The sequence below is a fragment of the Streptomyces sp. NPDC059649 genome, from assembly GCF_042734445.1.
Taxonomy (GTDB): domain Bacteria; phylum Actinomycetota; class Actinomycetes; order Streptomycetales; family Streptomycetaceae; genus Streptomyces.
Window position 1 is genome coordinate 317807 of record NZ_JBHWDV010000003.1, and the last position, 17145, is coordinate 334951.

The 17145-nt window shown below is 69.5% G+C and carries 16 protein-coding genes and 1 tRNA gene; 9 read left to right on the forward strand and 8 right to left on the reverse strand.

All coding sequences use genetic code 11. The features are described 5' to 3' along the window. Positions 1 to 115 precede the first annotated feature (115 nt). Positions 116 to 643 (forward strand): peptidylprolyl isomerase, encoded by a 528-nt coding sequence (locus ACFV1J_RS07245; RefSeq protein WP_385856252.1) that lies wholly within the window; start codon positions 116 to 118, stop codon positions 641 to 643. Positions 644 to 818: 175 nt separating this feature from the next. After that, entirely contained in the window at positions 819 to 1727 is a 909-nt protein-coding gene (locus tag ACFV1J_RS07250; protein WP_385856253.1) for a rhomboid family intramembrane serine protease, read from the forward strand. A gap of 236 nt (positions 1728 to 1963) precedes the next feature. Here the strand turns inward: ACFV1J_RS07250 and crgA are convergent, their stop codons facing one another. Further along, positions 1964 to 2218 carry a cell division protein CrgA gene (crgA, locus tag ACFV1J_RS07255; protein ID WP_128508778.1) on the reverse strand — a complete coding sequence of 85 codons (255 nt, stop codon included), beginning with the start codon at positions 2216 to 2218 and terminating at the stop codon, positions 1964 to 1966. A 123-nt stretch (positions 2219 to 2341) separates the two neighbouring features. Between crgA and ACFV1J_RS07260 the strand changes: the two genes are divergently transcribed. The 6 genes from ACFV1J_RS07260 to ACFV1J_RS07285 all read left to right on the forward strand — a co-directional run bounded on the left by ACFV1J_RS07260 (position 2342) and on the right by ACFV1J_RS07285 (position 7054). Next, complete coding sequence (locus ACFV1J_RS07260) at positions 2342 to 3112, forward strand: DUF881 domain-containing protein (protein ID WP_385856254.1); 771 nt, start codon at positions 2342 to 2344, stop codon at positions 3110 to 3112. A 34-nt stretch (positions 3113 to 3146) separates the two neighbouring features. After that, entirely contained in the window at positions 3147 to 3893 is a 747-nt protein-coding gene (locus ACFV1J_RS07265; protein ID WP_385856255.1) for a class E sortase, read from the forward strand. An 81-nt stretch (positions 3894 to 3974) separates the two neighbouring features. Next, positions 3975 to 4148, forward strand: coding sequence for a hypothetical protein (locus tag ACFV1J_RS07270; RefSeq protein ID WP_261956716.1), 174 nt, complete (start codon positions 3975 to 3977; stop codon positions 4146 to 4148). Next, positions 4148 to 4786: an aminodeoxychorismate/anthranilate synthase component II gene (locus tag ACFV1J_RS07275; RefSeq protein WP_030412299.1), complete on the forward strand. Its 639-nt coding sequence runs from the start codon at positions 4148 to 4150 to the stop codon at positions 4784 to 4786. Before ACFV1J_RS07270 ends, ACFV1J_RS07275 begins: the two co-directional genes overlap by 1 nt. Then, the gene (locus ACFV1J_RS07280; protein ID WP_385856256.1) at positions 4783 to 6288 is read left to right on the forward strand and encodes a class E sortase; all 1506 of its coding nucleotides are present in this window, start codon (positions 4783 to 4785) and stop codon (positions 6286 to 6288) included. Before ACFV1J_RS07275 ends, ACFV1J_RS07280 begins: the two co-directional genes overlap by 4 nt. Positions 6289 to 6310: 22 nt before the next feature. Continuing rightward, a complete protein-coding gene (locus ACFV1J_RS07285; protein ID WP_385856258.1) occupies positions 6311 to 7054 on the forward strand; it encodes a class E sortase in 744 nt (247 codons plus the stop codon). Positions 7055 to 7158: 104 nt separating this feature from the next. Here ACFV1J_RS07285 and pknB read toward each other — a convergent pair whose 3' ends face one another. The 6 genes from pknB to ACFV1J_RS07315 all read right to left on the reverse strand — a co-directional run bounded on the left by pknB (position 7159) and on the right by ACFV1J_RS07315 (position 15251). Next, positions 7159 to 9156 carry a Stk1 family PASTA domain-containing Ser/Thr kinase gene (pknB, locus tag ACFV1J_RS07290; RefSeq protein ID WP_385856259.1) on the reverse strand — a complete coding sequence of 666 codons (1998 nt, stop codon included), beginning with the start codon at positions 9154 to 9156 and terminating at the stop codon, positions 7159 to 7161. Positions 9157 to 9303: 147 nt separating this feature from the next. Then, the gene (locus ACFV1J_RS07295; RefSeq protein ID WP_385856260.1) at positions 9304 to 10773 is read right to left on the reverse strand and encodes a peptidoglycan D,D-transpeptidase FtsI family protein; all 1470 of its coding nucleotides are present in this window, start codon (positions 10771 to 10773) and stop codon (positions 9304 to 9306) included. Continuing rightward, positions 10770 to 12167: an FtsW/RodA/SpoVE family cell cycle protein gene (locus ACFV1J_RS07300; protein WP_385856261.1), complete on the reverse strand. Its 1398-nt coding sequence runs from the start codon at positions 12165 to 12167 to the stop codon at positions 10770 to 10772. Before ACFV1J_RS07300 ends, ACFV1J_RS07295 begins: the two co-directional genes overlap by 4 nt. A 23-nt stretch (positions 12168 to 12190) precedes the next feature. Continuing rightward, positions 12191 to 13744 carry a PP2C family protein-serine/threonine phosphatase gene (locus ACFV1J_RS07305; protein WP_385856262.1) on the reverse strand — a complete coding sequence of 518 codons (1554 nt, stop codon included), beginning with the start codon at positions 13742 to 13744 and terminating at the stop codon, positions 12191 to 12193. 132 nt (positions 13745 to 13876) lie between these two features. Beyond that, entirely contained in the window at positions 13877 to 14407 is a 531-nt protein-coding gene (locus ACFV1J_RS07310; RefSeq protein WP_030412306.1) for an FHA domain-containing protein, read from the reverse strand. A gap of 10 nt (positions 14408 to 14417) precedes the next feature. After that, the gene (locus ACFV1J_RS07315; protein ID WP_385856263.1) at positions 14418 to 15251 is read right to left on the reverse strand and encodes an FhaA domain-containing protein; all 834 of its coding nucleotides are present in this window, start codon (positions 15249 to 15251) and stop codon (positions 14418 to 14420) included. 540 nt (positions 15252 to 15791) lie between these two features. On the opposite strand from ACFV1J_RS07315, the gene ACFV1J_RS07320 reads away from it, so the two are divergent. Continuing rightward, positions 15792 to 15875, forward strand: a tRNA-Leu gene (locus tag ACFV1J_RS07320). 129 nt (positions 15876 to 16004) lie between these two features. Here the strand turns inward: ACFV1J_RS07320 and ACFV1J_RS07325 are convergent. Continuing rightward, on the reverse strand, positions 16005 to 16967 hold the full coding sequence (locus ACFV1J_RS07325) for a LysR family transcriptional regulator (RefSeq protein ID WP_385856264.1): 963 nt from the start codon (positions 16965 to 16967) through the stop codon (positions 16005 to 16007). Between the last annotated feature and the right edge of the window lie 178 nt (positions 16968 to 17145).

Genomic DNA, 17145 nt, shown 5'->3' on the forward strand with positions numbered 1-17145 from the left:
CCGACCGCGCCCGAAATCAGTGCGAAGTCCGGCAAGAGGTGGTGGTCCGACGCCGGAAGGGGCACTTCGTGCGAGGATCGGGGGCCCGTCAGCAAAGACTCATGGAAGGTTGATCGTGGCTGAGCAGCTCTACGCCACCCTGAAGACGAACCAGGGCGACATCGAGATTCGGCTTCTGCCGAACCACGCACCCAAGACGGTGAAGAACTTCGTCGAGCTCGCCAAGGGTGAGCGGGAGTGGACCAACCCGGAGACCGGGGAGAAGACCACCGCTCCGCTGTACAACGGCACCGTGTTCCACCGGGTGATCAGCGGCTTCATGATCCAGGGCGGGGACCCGCTGGGCAACGGGACCGGCGGTCCGGGCTACGAGTTCGCCGACGAGTTCCACCCCGACCTGGCCTTCGACAAGCCGTACCTGCTCGCCATGGCCAACGCCGGCCCGGGCACCAACGGCTCCCAGTTCTTCGTCACGGTCTCCCCGACCGCCTGGCTGACCGGCAAGCACACCATCTTCGGTGAGGTCAGCAACGACGCGAGCAAGAAGGTCGTGGACGCCATCGCCACCACCCAGACCAACCCGCGCACCGACCGTCCGGTCAAGGACGTGGTGATCGAGTCGGTGGTCATCGAGACCCGCTGACCCGTGATACGCCCCGGCGCGGCCCGGGAACCATTGCGCCCCGCCTGGACGTAGACAAGGCGGGGCGCGCAGCTCGTTCAGGGGTGGTGGTCGGGCGGCGGGCGGGAGGGGCGGTGTGTTTCGATTTCCGTGTTTCGCTGCCGCCCGGCGGACGTTGGAAGAGGACGAGGGGACGATGGACCAGGTGCCAGGCAGCCCGCAGGAGCCGCAGGACGCGCGGGGCCACGACGGCCTGCCCGGCTGCTACCGCCATCCGGATCGTCCCAGCGGCATCCGCTGCACCCGGTGCGACCGCCCGATCTGCCCCGAGTGCATGGTCAGCGCCTCGGTCGGCTTCCAGTGCCCGGACTGCGTACGCGGCGGCAGCGGCACCGGCCATTCCCCGCGGGCGACCGCCCCGCGCACGATCGCGGGCGGCACGGTCGCGGCCGACCCGCGGCTGGTCACCAAGATCCTGCTGGGTCTGAACGTCGCGGTGTTCCTGGCCGCGCTGGCGGCCGGCGGCGGGCTGGTCGACCGGCTGGACCTGCTGGGCCTGGCCTTCGACCCGGCCCGCTACCAGCTCGTCGGGGTCGCCGAGGGCGAGTGGTACCGCCTGCTGACCGCGATGTTCCTGCACCAGCAGGTCGCGCACATCGCGTTCAACATGCTCTCGCTGTGGTGGCTGGGCCCGCCGCTGGAGGCGGCGCTCGGCCGGCTGCGGTTCACCGCGCTGTACCTGCTCTCCGGCCTGGGCGGCAGCGCGCTGTCGTACCTCCTCGCGGCCCAGAACCAGCCCTCGCTGGGTGCGTCCGGCGCGATCTTCGGGCTGCTGGGCGCGACCGCGGTGCTGATGCGCCGGCTGAACTACGACATGAAGCCGGTACTGATCCTGCTCGCCCTCAACCTGGGCTTCACGTTCCTGTGGCCGCACATCGCCTGGCAGGCACACGTCGGCGGGCTGGTCGTGGGCGCCGCGGTGGCGTTCGGGATGGTGCACGCACCGCGTGACCGCCGGAACGCGGTGCATGTGGCGACGTGTGCGGTGGCGGTGCTGGCGATCGCCGCGGTGGTGTGGGTACGGACCCTCCAGCTGGTGGGCTGAGGGGCCGTCCCGGCACGTTGTCCACAGTGCGTGGCCGATCTTGTGCGAGCTGTGCGGAACTCTCGTTCCGGACCGCTCTGACCTGCGTTTCCGCAGGAAGGCGCGGGGATCGAGCGGCCGGGCACCAGGGCCCGGCCGATCACACCGGCGTCAACCGCCGGAGGGTTATCCACAGATCTTCTGAAGTTTTCCCCGGCTGTGGATAACCGTGTGGATGGCCTTGGGCAAGGCTTGCGCTACTTCCACTGCGTGGATACGCCGAAGCCCACCGCGATGAAGCCGAAGCCGCAGACGATGTTCCAGTTGCCCATGGCCGCGATCGGCAGATCGCCCTCGGACACATAGAACAGCACAATCCACACCAGACCGATCAGGAACATCGCCAGCATCAGCGGCGCCACCCAACCCCGACCGGAATTCATCTTCAGGTTGGTGGTCTTCGCCGGCGGCGGCGTGAAATCGTCCTTCTTGCGGATCCGTGACTTCGGCACGAGGAACTCTCCTGTCGATGCGCTGCGGTGTGCGCCGGGCGCGGACGCGGTGGGGACTCGGATTCCTTTCCCGGGCGTCCGTTAGCGTAGTGCTTCCGCGGCGTCGTAAGGAGTAAGGGTACGTTGAGCAATCCCGCCGACCCCTCCGGGCTTCCCCGCCGTGCCCGTCTGCGGCCCGTCCGGCTGCTGACGCTCGTGGTCTTCGCCCTCGCCGGGCTGCTGTTCTGGCTGAGCTTCGACACCGCACGGGGCACCAACCTGCGCTCCGACGACTCCATGTTGCGGCTCTCCGACCTCATCCAGGAACGCAGCCACAAGAACGGCGTCCAGGACGAACGCAATGCCACGCTGCGCGAGGAGGTCGACGCCCTCGCCCGGCGCGACAACGGCAGCTCCAAGGCCGAGGACGCCAAGCTCCGGGCGCTGGAGAAGAACGCCGGCACCAAGCCGGTGTCCGGCCAGGGCGTGACCGTCACGCTCATGGACGCCCCGCCGAACGCCACCGCCAAGATCCCCGGCGTCCCCGAGCCACAGCCCAACGACCTGGTCATCCACCAGCAGGACCTCCAGGCCGTGGTCAACGCCCTGTGGCACGGCGGCGCCAAGGGCATCAAGGTCATGGACCAGCGGCTGATCTCCACCAGCGCGGTCCGCTGCGTCGGCAACACCCTGATCCTCCAGGGCCGGGTCTACTCCCCGCCGTACAAGATCACCGCGGTCGGCGACCGTGAGGCGCTCAACAACGCGCTGACCGCCTCCCCCGCCATCCAGAACTACCTGCAGTACGTCAACGCCTACGGCCTGGGCTGGAAAGTCGACCAGCGCGAGGCGGTGACTCTGCCCGGCTACTCCGGCACAGTGGATCTCCACTACGCAAAGCCTGGGAAGCCGTAACCCGCGCCGCGGGCCGGCGGGAGGGGCGGGCCGGATGACGCTGCGGAGCCGGACGGCGGCGCGATGGATCGTACGGACGCTCAGCGAGATCTGCCTCACCGCCGGCGCACTGATCGTCCTCTTCGTGGTCTACCTGCTCTTCTGGACCGGCGTCCGGGCCGACAGCGCCATGGACGGCGAGATCGGCAAACTCCACGACCAGTGGTCGGCGGGAGCCGCGGCCGCACCCGACGGCACACCGCCGTCCGGCGAGCGCCCCACCCCGCCGTCCGGCGAGCGCCCCACCCCGCCCCCACGCCCCCGCCGCTACCGGCCGGGCGACTCCTTCGCCGTGATGTACGTCCCGCGCTTCGGCGCCGACTGGGCCAAGCCCGTCCTGGAAGGCACCGCGACCGGCACCCTCCAGCGCGGCCTCGGCCACTACGCCCGCACCGCGCGCCTCGGCGACCTCGGCAACTTCGCGGTGGCCGGCCACCGCCGCACGTACGGCGACCCGTTCAAGGAGTTCCCCGAGCTGCGGCCCGGGGACGCCGTGGTCCTGACGGACGGTACGACCTGGTTCACCTACCGCATCGACAACCGCCCCTACACGACGCTGCCGGGCGACATCGGCGTGATCGACCCGGTGCCGCGGAAGTCCGGCTTCAACGGCCCGGGCCGCTACCTCACGCTGACCACCTGCGAACCGGAGTGGGGTCACAGCCACCGGCTGATCGCCTGGGCCCACCTGGACTCCACCCAACCCGTCGCCCAGGGAAGGCCGTCGGCTTTGACCGGCTGACCCACCCGCCCCCGCCCTCGCCCCTTACTCTGGTGTCGCAATCGACATCGTCATCGGCATCGGCAAGGGGACAGCGACAGCATGTACGGCTGGATCTGGCGGCATCTGCCGGGCAACACATGGGTGAAGGCGCTGATTTCCATGGTGCTCGTACTGGCGGTCGTCTTCGTGCTCTTCCAGTACGTCTTTCCGTGGGCGGAGCCGCTGCTGCCCTTCAATGACGTCACTGTCGACGAAGGGATGGCTGCCCTCTGATGACCGCACGGATTCTCGTCGTCGACAACTACGACAGCTTCGTCTTCAACCTCGTCCAGTACCTCTACCAGCTCGGTGCCGAGTGTGAGGTGCTGCGCAACGACGAGGTCGCGCCCCGGCACGCCCAGGACGGCTTCGACGGCGTACTGCTCTCGCCGGGCCCCGGGACGCCCGAGCAGGCCGGCGTCTGCGTGGACATGGTCCGGCACTGCGCGGACACCGGCGTCCCGGTCTTCGGGGTCTGCCTGGGCATGCAGTCGATGGCGGTGGCCTACGGCGGGGTGGTGGACCGGGCGCCCGAGCTGCTGCACGGCAAGACCTCGCTCGTCGAGCACGGCGGCAAGGGCGTCTTCGCCGGACTGCCCTCGCCGTTCACCGCGACCCGCTACCACTCGCTGGCCGCCGAACCCGCCACCGTCCCGGACGCGCTGGAGGTCACGGCCCGCACCCATGACGGCATCATCATGGGCCTGCGGCACCGTCAACTCCCGGTCGAGGGCGTGCAGTTCCACCCCGAGTCGGTGCTGACGGAGTGGGGCCACCGGATGCTGGCCAACTGGCTCGTCGAATGCGGCGACGCAGGAGCAGTGGAGCGCTCGACGGGGCTCGCCCCGGTGGTCGGCAAGGCCGGCGCGTGACCGCCCTACGCCCCGAGCGTGAAGGGAGGTCCTACGAGCCGTACGAGCCGGAACAGCCGTCCGCGCCGCAGGAGCCGTACGGGACCCCGGACCCGCTCGGACAGCCCGATGCGTTCGAGGCGGCGGTGGGTCGGCTCAACGACCCGCTGAACGACCCCCTGCCGGGCCAGGACGCGCCGCCGCCCGGCACCGGCCGCCGGCGGCGCCACGCGGCCCCACCGGCCGACGAGGGGCCGTCCTCGCCCTGGTTCCGCCCTCACCAGGAGCCGCAGCCGCCGACCCCGCCCCGGCCCGATCCCGGGGCACAGCGGCCCTCCGGCCCGGACCCCGCCGCCTACGGCCAGGCGTACGGCCCCCGCACCCGCTCCGGCGGCCCCGCCCCGGCCGCGCCCGAGCCGATACCCGGCCCGTACGCCGCAGCGACGCCCCCGGTGGGGCCTGCCCCGGCCGCCCCCGCCACTCCCGCCGCGCCGGTGCCCGCCCCGACACCGCGGCGGGACGACGAGACCATGGCACTGCGCCAGGCGGAAAAGGCCGGGCCGCCCGACCGGAACGCCGTTTCACGTGAAACCGACGCCGTTTCACGTGAAACAGGAGCCGGTGTTTCACGTGAAACCACGGCCTCGGCCTCCCGTGCGGCGGAGACGCCCGCGCCCGGCGGCCGCGCGGCCCGCCGTAAGGCCGCTCAGGAGGCCGCCAGGAAAGGTGGCCGGCGCGGCCGCCACAGTGGCGCTGCCGCCACCCCTGCCGGTGCTGCCTCGGCCTCCGAACCGGCCCGGGCCCCCCTCTCCCGCGTCGAGGCCCGCCGGGCCGCCCGCGCCGCGAAGGACAGCCCCAGCCTGATCGCCAGCCGTGCGCTGGGCGAGGTGTTCATCACCCTCGGCGTGCTGATGCTGCTGTTCGTCACCTACCAGCTGTGGTGGACGAACGTGATGGCCGAGGAAGAAGCCGGCGGGGCCGCCACCAACCTCCAGCACGAGTGGGACAAGGGCGGCGCCGAGAAGAAGAACCTCGCCGTCGGCGAGCGCTTCGGGATCATGTACATCCCCAAGCTCGACATGAAGGCGCCGATAGCGGAGGGCACCGATAAGCACTCCGTGCTGGACCACGGCATGATCGGCCACTACGACAAGAGCAGCGGGATCAAGACCGCGATGCCCTGGGACAAGAAGGGCAACTTCGCGGTCGCGGCGCACCGCAACACCCATGGTGAGCCGTTCCGCTACATCAACCGGCTCGTCAAGGGCGACAAGATCGTCGTCGAGACGAAGGCCGCGTACTACACGTACGAGATGGAGAGCGTGCTTCCGCAGACGTCGCCCAGCAACACCAGCGTGATCGGGCCGGTCCCGCCCGGCTCGGGCTTCACCAAGCCCGGCCGCTACATCACCCTGACGACCTGCACCCCGGAATTCACCAGTACCTTTCGGTTGATCGTCTGGGGCAAGATGGTCGACGAGCGGCCGCGGAGCAAGGGCAAACCGGAAGCGCTCGGCGGCTAAAAAACAAGAGGGGTGCTACGCGGTGACTGCAACCGGAACCGACGAAGAGAGCGACCGGTCCGCGCCGCCGCCCTCGCCACCGCGCCGGGTGCGCCGGATCCTCGCATCCGTCGTCAGCGTCATCGGTGAACTGCTGATCACCGCCGGTCTGATCCTGGGCCTGTTCGTCGCGTACTCGCTGTGGTGGACCAACGTCCTCGCCGACCGCGAGGCGCACCAGCAGAGCGACCAGGTGCGCCGGCACTGGGCCAGCAGCGGCCCCAAGGGGCCCGGGGCGCTGGACACCAAGGACGGCATCGGCTTCCTGCACGTCCCGGCGATGGACAACGGCGAGGTGCTGGTCAAGAAGGGCACCAGCACCGGGGTCCTCAACGAGGGGGTGGCCGGCTACTACACGAAGCCGGTCAAGTCGGGGCTGCCGCAGGACAAGAAGGGCAACTTCACCCTCGCCGCGCACCGCGACGGCCACGGCGCGAAGTTCCACAACATCGACAAGCTCAAGGACGGCGACCCGATCGTCTTCGAGACCAAGGACACCTGGTTCGTCTACAAGGTCTTCGCGGTCCTGCCCGAGACCTCGAAGTACAACGTCGACGTCCTCAACAAGGTCCCCAAGGAGTCCGGCAAGCGCAAGCCCGGCCGCTACATCACCCTCACGACCTGCACCCCCGTCTACACCTCGACCTACCGCTACATCGTCTGGGGCGAGCTGGAGCGCACGGAAAAGGTCGACGCGGACCGCACACCGCCGAAGGAACTGCGCTAGCCGCACCGGGCCCGCCACGGGCCCGTGCCGCCCGCCCGGCAACGACGAAGCCCCGGCCGCCCTCCAAGGGCTGCCGGGGCTTCGTCATGAGGCTGTGCCGACTGTCAGCCGCCGAACGGTCCGCCGAAGATCCCGCCGCCACCGTTGTTACCGCCGTTGTTACCGCCGTTGTCACCGCCACCACCGACGGTGGTCAGCGTCACGGTGGTCGACTTCGGGTCGGACGGGGTGTTGCCCGCGGGGTCCTGGTTGATCACCAGCGCGTTGTCGTCCTGCGATCCGTTGACCTGGACGTTGGTGAAGCCGGCCTGCGCCAGCGCCTTCTTCGCGTCCTTCAGCTTCTGGCTCCGCACCTCCGGCACCGGCGTCTGCGCGGCCGCCTTGCCGACCGTCAGGTTGACCGTGGAGCCGTTCTTGGCCGGGGTACCGCCCTGCGGGCTCTGGTCCAACACCTTGCCGACCTGGTTGGGATCGGGGGTCTCCTGCTCGGTCTTGGTGACCTTGAAGCCCAGGTCCGTCAGCTGCTTCTCGGCCGCCGCCGCGTCCTGGCCCTTGACGTCCGGGACGCTGGTCTTCTGGACCTCCTTGGCGACGGTGAGGGTGATCTCGGTGTCCTTGGTCGCCTTGCTCTGCCCCTCAGGGTCCTGGCGGATGACGGTGCCCGGCGAACGGTCGGACTCCTCGTCGACCCGCTTGACGTTCGTGAAGCCCTTGTTGTTGAGCTCCCTCTCGGCTTCCTCGAACGACAGGCTCTTGACGTCGGGGACCGGCACCTTGGCCGCGCCGGCGCAGATCGTCACCGTGATCGTGTCGTTCTTCGCGATCTGGGCGCCGGCCTCCGGCTGCTGGGAGGTGACCTGGTTCTTCTTGACGTTGGTGCAGGGTTTGCGGCCGGCCGATTCGACCTTGAAGGAGCTGTTCACCCCGGACTGCTTGGCTTCCTTCAGCGTCCTGCCGACGAGGTTCGGGGCGGCGAACTTGCCGTCCTGCTTGCCGCCGCTGAACATCGCCTTGCCGATGAAGATCGCCCCGACCAGGACCAGCACCGCCGCGAGGACCAGCAGGATCGTCGAGACGTTGCTCTTCTTCTGGCCGCCACCGCGGCGCCGGTCGGACCGCTCGTCGTAGCCGTAGCCGCCGTCGTCCGGGTTCATCGGCGGGAGCATCGTGGTCTGGCCCGCCGGGTCCTGCGCCCGCAGCATCGTCGTGGGCTGGTCCTGGTCGTAGCCGACCGCGCCCATCGCCGAGGTTGCCGCGACCGGCTGGCCCTCCAGCGCCGCCTCGATGTCGGCGCGCATCTCGTCCGCCGACTGGTAGCGGTAGTCCGGGTCCTTGACCAGCGCCTTCAGGACGATCGCGTCCATCTCCTGCGTGATCTCGGGGTCGAAGTTGCTCGGCTTCTGCGGCTCCTCGCGGACGTGCTGGTACGCCACCGCGACCGGCGAGTCACCGACGAACGGCGGCCGCACGGTCAGCAGCTCGTACAGCAGACAGCCGGTGGAGTACAGGTCGGAGCGGGCGTCGACCTGCTCGCCCTTGGCCTGCTCCGGCGAGAGGTACTGCGCGGTGCCGATGACCGCGGCGGTCTGCGTCATCGTCATACCGGCGTCACCCATCGCGCGGGCGATGCCGAAGTCCATGACCTTGACCTGGCCGGTGCGCGTCAGCATGACGTTGGCCGGCTTGATGTCGCGGTGGACGATCCCGGCCCGGTGGGAGTACTCCAGCGCCTGGAGGACCCCGATGGTCATCTCCAGCGAGCGCTCGGGCAGCAGCTTTCTTCCGGAGTGCAGCAGCTCACGCAGCGTCGATCCGTCGACGTACTCCATGACGATGTACGGGATCGAGACACCGTCGACGTAGTCCTCGCCGGTGTCGTAGACCGCGACGATCGACGGATGGTTCAGCGAGGCGGCCGACTGGGCCTCACGGCGGAACCGGGCCTGGAAGGACGGGTCACGGGCGAGGTCCACCCGCAGCGTCTTCACAGCCACGGTGCGGCCCAGGCGGGTGTCATGGGCGAGGTACACCTCGGCCATGCCACCGCGGCCGAGCACCGAGCCCAGCTCGTACCGGCCGCCGAGGCGACGCGGCTCTTCCATAAGCTTCTCCAGCCCTCTCCGTCAGTCCCGACCGCACCCGTGTGTGTGGTCCGGCGGTGTGCTGTCCGGGCTACCGTACCCGGCACGCCCTACCGGACCGGGCCGGAGCCGCAACCTGATATGCGACCGGTATTGGCATGGCCCAGGTCACTTCTCGCCTTCGAGTACCGCCTCCATGACGCGCTTGGCGATCGGAGCGGCGAGCTTTCCACCCGCGATGTCGCTGCGCAGGGTGTCGGATCCCTCAATGACCACGGCGACCGCGACGGGGGTGCCCTTGTCGGTCTTCGCGTAGGAGATGAACCAGGCGTACGGGTTGTCCTTGTTGTTCTCGCCGTGCTGCGCGGTACCGGTCTTACCGCCGACGGTGACGCCCGAGATCTGTGCGTTGGTTCCCGTGCCCTCCTTGACCACGGTCTCCATGATGCTCTGGACCTTCTGCGCGTTCTCCGGGCTCAGCGGCCGGCTCATCTCCTGCGGCGTGTGCTGCTGGACCACGTTGAGGTTCGGCGCGACCAGCGACTCGACCATGTACGGCTTCATCAGCTTGCCGCCGTTGGCGACCGCCGAGGCGACCATGGCCATCTGCAGAGGGGTGGCCCGGTTGGAGGCCTGGCCGATGCCCGCCATCGCGTTCTGCGGCCGGTTGTCCTTGGGGAAGATGCTCTCCGCGGCCCGGACCGGGGTGTCGATCTTGGCGTTGTTGAAGCCGAACTTCTCCGCCTCGGCCTTCATCTTCTTGTTGCCGAGATCGGCGCTGATCTTGCCGAAGACCGTGTTGCAGGAGTACTGCAGCGCCACCCGCAGCGATGCGTTCTCGCAGGGGATGTTGCCCTCGTTCTTCAGCTCGATGCCCTGGGTGTCGGGCAGCGTGTAGGGCAGCGGCGAGTTGGTCTTGGCGTCGACGTCGTTGTAGAGACCGTTCTCCAGCGCCGCCGAGGCCGTGACGACCTTGAACGTGGAGCCCGGCGGGTAGGTCTGGCGCAGCGCCCGGTTGAGCATCGGCTCGTCGGGGTTGTTCTTCTTCTGCAGCGCGCTGTACGCCTCGGCGTCCTTGTCGCTCATCCCGGCGAAGGTGGACGGGTCGTACGACGGGGTGCTGGCCAGCGCCAGGATCGCGCCGGTCTCCGGGTTGAGCGCGGCGACCGCGCCCTTGCTGTCACCGAGTCCGTCGAAGGCGGCCTTCTGGGCCTTGGCGTCCAGCGTGGTGACCACGTTGCCGCCCTTCTGCTTGCTGCCGGTGAACATGTCCACCGTGCGGCTGAAGAAGAGCCGGTCGTCGGTGCCGGTGAGGATGCCGTCGTTGAGCTTCTCCAGCTGGTTGGCGTCGAACGCCTGCGAGGCGTAGCCGGTGACCGGCGCCCACATCTTGCCGTTCTTGTACGTGCGCTTGTACTTGAAGTCACCGCTGTCGGTGGTCGTCGAGCCGGTGACGGCCTTGCCGTCGACGATGATGTTGCCGCGCGGCGTGCTGTAGCGCTCGATCGCGACCCGGCGGTTGTGGGGGTCGTTCTTCAGTTCGTCGCCCTTGACGAACTGCACCCAGTTGACACGGACCAGCAGGGCGAGGACGAGCAGGCCGCAGAAGATCGCGACCCGACGCAGGGGCTTGTTCACGGGCGGACCACCTGGGTCATCTCGGCGTCGGTGGACGGTGCGGGGGCCGGTGCCGGCCGGCGCGCGGTGTCGCTGATGCGCAGCAGGACGGCCACCAGCGCCCAGTTGGCGATGACGGAGGAACCACCCTGGGCCAGGAACGGCATCGTCATACCGGTCAGCGGGATGAGACCGGTCACACCACCGGCGACGACGAAGACCTGCAGCGCGAAGGCGCCGGACAGGCCGATCGACAGCAGCTTGCCGAACGGGTCACGGGCGGCCAGCGCCGTACGGATACCGCGCTCGATCAGCAGGCCGTACAGCAGCAGGATCGCCATCAGACCGGCCAGGCCGATCTCCTCGCCGACCGTGGAGAGGATGTAGTCGCTCTTGGGGGCGATACCGCCGATGAGCCGGGAGTAGCCCTGGCCCAGGCCCGAGCCGAGGATGCCGCCGGAGCCGAAGGAGTACATCGCCTGCGCGGTCTCGGTGACACCGCCGTTCTGCAGCTCCAGCGGGTTCAGCCAGTTGTGCACACGCACCTGGACGTGGGACTCGAACGTGGCCACGGCGACCGCACCGCCCGCGCTGAGCAGCAGACCGAAGACGATCCAGCTGGTCCGCTCGGTGGCGACGTACAGCATGATCACGAAGAGGCCGAAGAACAGCAGCGAGGTACCGAGGTCGGTCTCGAAGACCAGGATCATCAGGCTGAGCGCCCAGATCACCAGGATCGGGCCGAGGTCACGGCCGCGCGGGAGGTACAGACCCATGAAGCGGCGGCTGGCCAGCGCCAGCGCGTCCCGCTTCACCATCAGGTAGCCGGCGAAGAAGATCGCGATGATGATCTTGGCGAACTCGCCCGGCTGCAGCGAACCGACACCGGGGATGGTGATCCAGATGCGCGCGCCGAACCGGGCCGGGAAGAAGATCGGCGAGATCAGCAGCACCAGCGCGACCACCATCGAGATGTAGGTGTAGCGCTGCAGGACGCGGTGGTCCTTGAGGAAGATCAGCACGCCGAGGAAGAGCGCGACACCCAGCGTCGACCACATCAGCTGCCCCGGCGCCATCGCGCCGCCCAGCTGCGGGGTGCTGATCTGCGGCTCCTGGTCCAGGCGCCAGATGAACACCAGGCCCAGACCGTTGAGCAGGGTGGCGATCGGCAGCATCAGCGGGTCCGCGTACGGCGCCCACTTGCGTACGACGAGGTGGGCGACGCCCGCCAGCAGGCCGAGGCCCAGGGTGTAGCCGAACACACCGGTGGGCACGGCCTCTTCCTTGGCCAGCCCGACGTTGATGTAGGCGAACACCGGGATGAGCACGGCGAAGACGAGCATCGCCAGCTCGGTGTTGCGGCGGCTCGGGGCTCCGATCGTGCCGATGGTGGTGGTGTTGGTGGTACTGCTCATGAGATCTACGGCCCCCTACGCCCTCACTGCTGGGTGCTGCAATTTTTTTCCAGCTTCTGCTGCTCCTCGGAGGGGGCCTGGCTGGGAGTGGGTGTGGGAGTCGCGCCGGCGGGCGCGGACAGCGCCCCTGCCGTACCGGTGACCGACTTGTCCGTGGTACCGGGCTTGGTGGTCGGCGTACCGGGCTTCGTGCCGGGCTTGGCCGGCGTGCCCGCCTGGCCCTTGCCCTTGTTGCGCGCCGCTTCGCGCTCGGCGGCCTCCCGCTGCTCCTTGCTGCGGCAGGCGTTGGCCTGCTTGCTCAGCTCGGTGACCTTGTCGCCGCCCTGCATGCGGCTGTCGACCGCGATCGTCTGCTTGACCTGGTTGCGCTGGTACAGCGGCAGGTACTTGAGTTCGATCTCGGGGTGGTCCTCGTCCACGGCGTTCAGCTTGAACCAGGCGAGGTCCTGGCTGATGCCGCGGTACAGCGCGACGTGGTCGTCCTTGGCGCCGACGAAGTACTGGGTCTGCGTCCAGCGGTAGCCCGCGTAGAGCCCGCCGCCGACCACGGCCAGCGCCAGCACGCCGAACAGCGACCGCTTGAGCCACCGCCCGCGCTTGGGCTTGACGAAGTCCTCGTCCATGAACGCGCCGAAGGAGCCCTGCGGCGGACCGCCGACCTCCATGTCGCCGCTGCCGGGCGGCCCGAAGGCACCACCGGGCGGAGCCGGCTGCCCGCCCGGACGTCCGAGCTCGGCGGCCCGGGCGGCCGGTGTCTGGAGCGTGCTGGGGTCGTTGAGCTGGTTCTGGTTCTCCGCGACGGCACCGACGATCACCGGGGTGTCGTTGAGCTGCGCGGCCATCGAGTCGTTGCCGTCCACGTCCAGGACGTCGGCGACGATGCAGGTGATGTTGTCCGGGCCGCCGCCGCGCAGCGCGAGCTGGATCAGCTCCTGCACCGTCTCGTGCGGCCCGTGGTAGCCGGCCAGCGTCTCTTCCAGCGTCTGGTGGCTGACGACGCCGGACAGCCCGTCCGAGCAGATCAGATAGCGGTCGCCGGCCCGCACCTCGCGGATCGACAGATCGGGCTCGACATGATCACCGCTGCCCAGCGCCCGCATCAGCAGCGACCGCTGCGGATGGGTGGTGGCCTCCTCCTCGGTGATCCGGCCCTCGTCGACCAGCCGCTGCACCCAGGTGTGGTCCTGCGTGATCTGGGTCAGCACACCGTCCCGCAGCAGGTACGCGCGGGAGTCGCCGACGTGCACCAGGCCGAGCCGCTGGCCCGTCCACAGCAGCGCGGTCAGCGTCGTCCCCATGCCTTCGAGCTGGGCGTCCTCCTCGACCATCACCCGCAGCTGCTCGTTGGCACGCTGCACGGCACTGCCGAGCGAGGTCAGGATGTCCGAACCGGGGACGTCGTCGTCGAGCTGGACGAGCGTGGAGATCACCTCGGAGGAGGCGACCTCACCGGCGGCCTGGCCGCCCATGCCGTCCGCGATGGCGAGCAGCCGGGGCCCGGCGTAGCCGGAGTCCTCGTTGCCCTCGCGGATCATGCCCTTGTGCGATCCGGCGGCGAAGCGCAGTGACAGACTCATGCGCACCTCACCCGTCGGCTCGGGGTACAGCCGGTCTCGCCTGGCCACACTGCCCACCCTCCGGTCGGGAGCACGCCCGGGTCCGCCGAGTGGACCGTCGCGGCTCGCTCGCTCCGCTCGCTCATTGTCGTACTACTTCCGCAGCTCGATGACGGTCTTGCCGATGCGGATCGGGGCTCCCAGCGGAATCGGTGTCGGGGTCGTCAGTCGGGTCCGGTCCAGGTACGTGCCGTTGGTGGAACCGAGGTCCTCGACGATCCACTGGCCGTCACGGTCCGGGTAGATCCTGGCATGCCTGCTGGACGCGTAGTCGTCGTCCAGCACGATCGTGGAGTCGTGCGCACGGCCCAGGGAGATCGTCTGGCCTTGGAGGGCGACGGTGGTGCCGGTCAGCGATCCCTCGGAGACCACGAGCTTCGTGGGCGCTCCGCGGCGCTGGCGGTTGCCGCCGCGGCCGCCTTCCTGGCGGCGTTGTTGTTGTTGCTGCGGGGGCGCGGCCTGGCGCTGGGTACGGGCCTCCTGCCCGCCCCGCCGGGCGGCCCCGCGCTGAGTCACGCGGGTCCCGAACAGATCGCTACGGATGACCTGGACGGCCACGATGACGAACAGCCACAGTACGGCGAGGAAACCCAACCGCATGACCGTGAGGGTCAGCTCTGACATGCTCCCCGCTTCACCCTTCGGCTTGCCGGTAAACGATGGTGGTACTGCCCACGACAATCCGCGAGCCGTCGCGGAGATTAGCGCGAGTGGTGTGCTGCCCGTCTACCACGATGCCGTTCGTGGAGCCCAGATCCTGGATCGTGGGGGGCGTTCCGACCCGGATCTCACAGTGACGCCGGGAGACACCCGGGTCGTCGATCCGTACGTCAGCGTCGGTGCTGCGGCCCAGCACGAGCGTGGGGCGCGAGATCTGGTGGCGGGTGCCGTTGATCTCGATCCAGCGCCGGGTCTGCGCATAGGGCTGCGGTCCCGCACCGGGCGGTGCCGTACGGGGTACGGGCTGTGCGCTGCCGGGGGGCGGGGACGAAGGCATGGGGGGCGGGCTCACGTGGCCGGCGCCGGGCCGCGGGCCCTGCGGGACCGCGGAGGCGCGCTGGGCGGCCGCCTGGCCCGGGTGGTCCTGGGACGTGCTGGAGGCGAGGGTGCGGCTGCGCACGCGGTACAGGCCGGTGTCGAGATCGTCGGCCTTCTCCAGGTGGACCTTGATCGACCCCATGAAGGTGTAGCGCTGCTGCTTCGCGTATTCGCGGACCATGCCCGACAGCTCGTCGCCGAGCTGCCCGCTGTACGGGCTCAGCCGCTCGTAGTCGGGGGCGCTCAGTTCGACGATGAAGTCGTTGGGGACGACCGTGCGGTCGCGGTTCCAGATGGTGGCGTTGTTGTCGCACTCGCGCTGCAGGGCGCCGGCGATCTCAACGGGCTGCACCTCGGACTTGAACACCTTGGCGAAGGTGCCGTTGACGAGACCTTCGAGACGCTGCTCGAAACGCTTCAGTACTCCCACGGGGCACCTCCTTCCTCAGTCTTCGTCGGTGTCGTCCTGATCGGGTGGTCCTGATACTGCTTACTGATCGTATCCACGCCTTGGGAAATCGGCTGGTTCCCCTTTCCCGCCTTGAGGACGAGTGTCGCCTCTCACAGGGTTGCCCGGTGCCTGTCCGCTCCTTGCCCACTCCTCGTGCACTGCGATCGTAGATGTGCCCCGCTGACAGTGTCCCGCAACCGCCGACCACTACGGGCGGCCGGGTGCCGGAGTCGGACAGGGCCCCGGACACCCTGCCCGGCACATGCCTCCGTACGCCAGCTCACGACTCCGTGCGTCACCTCACGGTGCTGCATGGCCCTTGCGCGGCACTGCGCGGCGCCGCGGCGGGCCTCGGTCCCGGTGCCGGTCCCAGGAGACGCCGCCGGGGAGGGGCCCGGGGGAAAGGCGTGTGAACCCACCCCTGCCAGCGTGCTAATGTTCTGGATGTCGGAAGGCGCTCGCACAAGACCCGGACGGAACAGCCCGGATCACGTGAGAGAATCAACCGGCAGCACCCATGCGCGGGTGGCGGAATAGGCAGACGCGCTGGATTCAGGTTCCAGTGCCCGAAAGGGCGTGGGGGTTCAACTCCCCCCTCGCGCACAGATGAGACCCCCGGTCTCCGGAGAAATCCGGCGACCGGGGGTCTTTCGTTGTCCCTGTTCCGCGTTGCCTTCCTCACAGTGTTGCCTCGGTCACCTTCGCCCTCCGTCAGGGGCCCCAGGGAGTCGGTCAGGGGCCGGTCAGGGGTCGGTGGGGGTCGGCCAGGGAGTCGTTCACGGCCGTGCGGAAGGCGCGGATCCGGGCGGTCTCGCGGGCGGGGTGGTGGACGAGGCCCAGGACGGAGTCGGGCAGTCCGGTCACCGGGACGAAGGCGAGGTCGCGCCGGCCGTGGTAGTCCGCGGTGGGCCGGCACAGGAGCATTGCCCCGCGTCCGGCCGCGGTGAGGGTGAGGCCCTCCTGGAGGGTGCTGATCCGCGGTCCGGCAGGTACGGGGCGGCCCTGGGGAGTAGTGGCCGGGGCGTGCGCCGCGCGCCAGTAGGGCGGCGCCGGACCGTCCGGGGAGATCAGCGGAACGCCGGCGAGCTCCTCGGCGCCGATCGCCGTCCGGGACGCCAGGGGATGCCGTACGGACACCGCGAGGGTCTGCTGCTGGGCGGCGAAGACCGGGCCGAGGGTGAGGTCCGGCTCGGCCATGGGCAGCAGCGTCACGGCGACGTCGACCGCCCCGCTGCGCAGCGCGCCGAAGGGGTCACACAGCGGGATCTCGACGATTTCGGTGGCACAACCGGGGTGACGGCGCTGGAAGGTGTCGATGGCCCGCATGATCCGGTCGTCCGCGGTGCCCTGGAAACCGATCCTCAGCCGCCCTTCCACGCCCCGGGCGGCACTGCGGGCACGCTCCACGGTGGCGCGCAGGGCGTCGTACGCGGGGCGCAGTGACGTACGGAACTCCTCGCCGAGCGGGGTCAGCCGGACCCGGCGGCTGGTGCGGTCCACGAGGCGGGCGCCGATCCGCGACTCCAGGGCACGCAGCAGCTGGCTGACGCGGCTCTGCGAGACGTACAGCCGCTCGCCGGTGCGACCGAAGTGCAGCTCCTCGGACAGCACGAGGAAGCACTCCAGCTCGCGGAGTTCGAGGCTGGGGGTGGTGGGGGTTGTGTGGGGGGCGGCCGGGTCGGGGGTGGTTGTCATGGGGTGGTCGTCATGGGGTGTGCCAACTCTTGTGGGCAGTGCTACGCGGACGGATGGGTGGATCGATGAGTCCTGCTCATAGAAGGGTGAGGAGTTGGCCGTTGTTCCCCGGTGGGGGCGGGCGTTGGCTGGGGGCATGACGAACAGTGAGGACGGACCGGCGGCGGGGCCGGTGGCA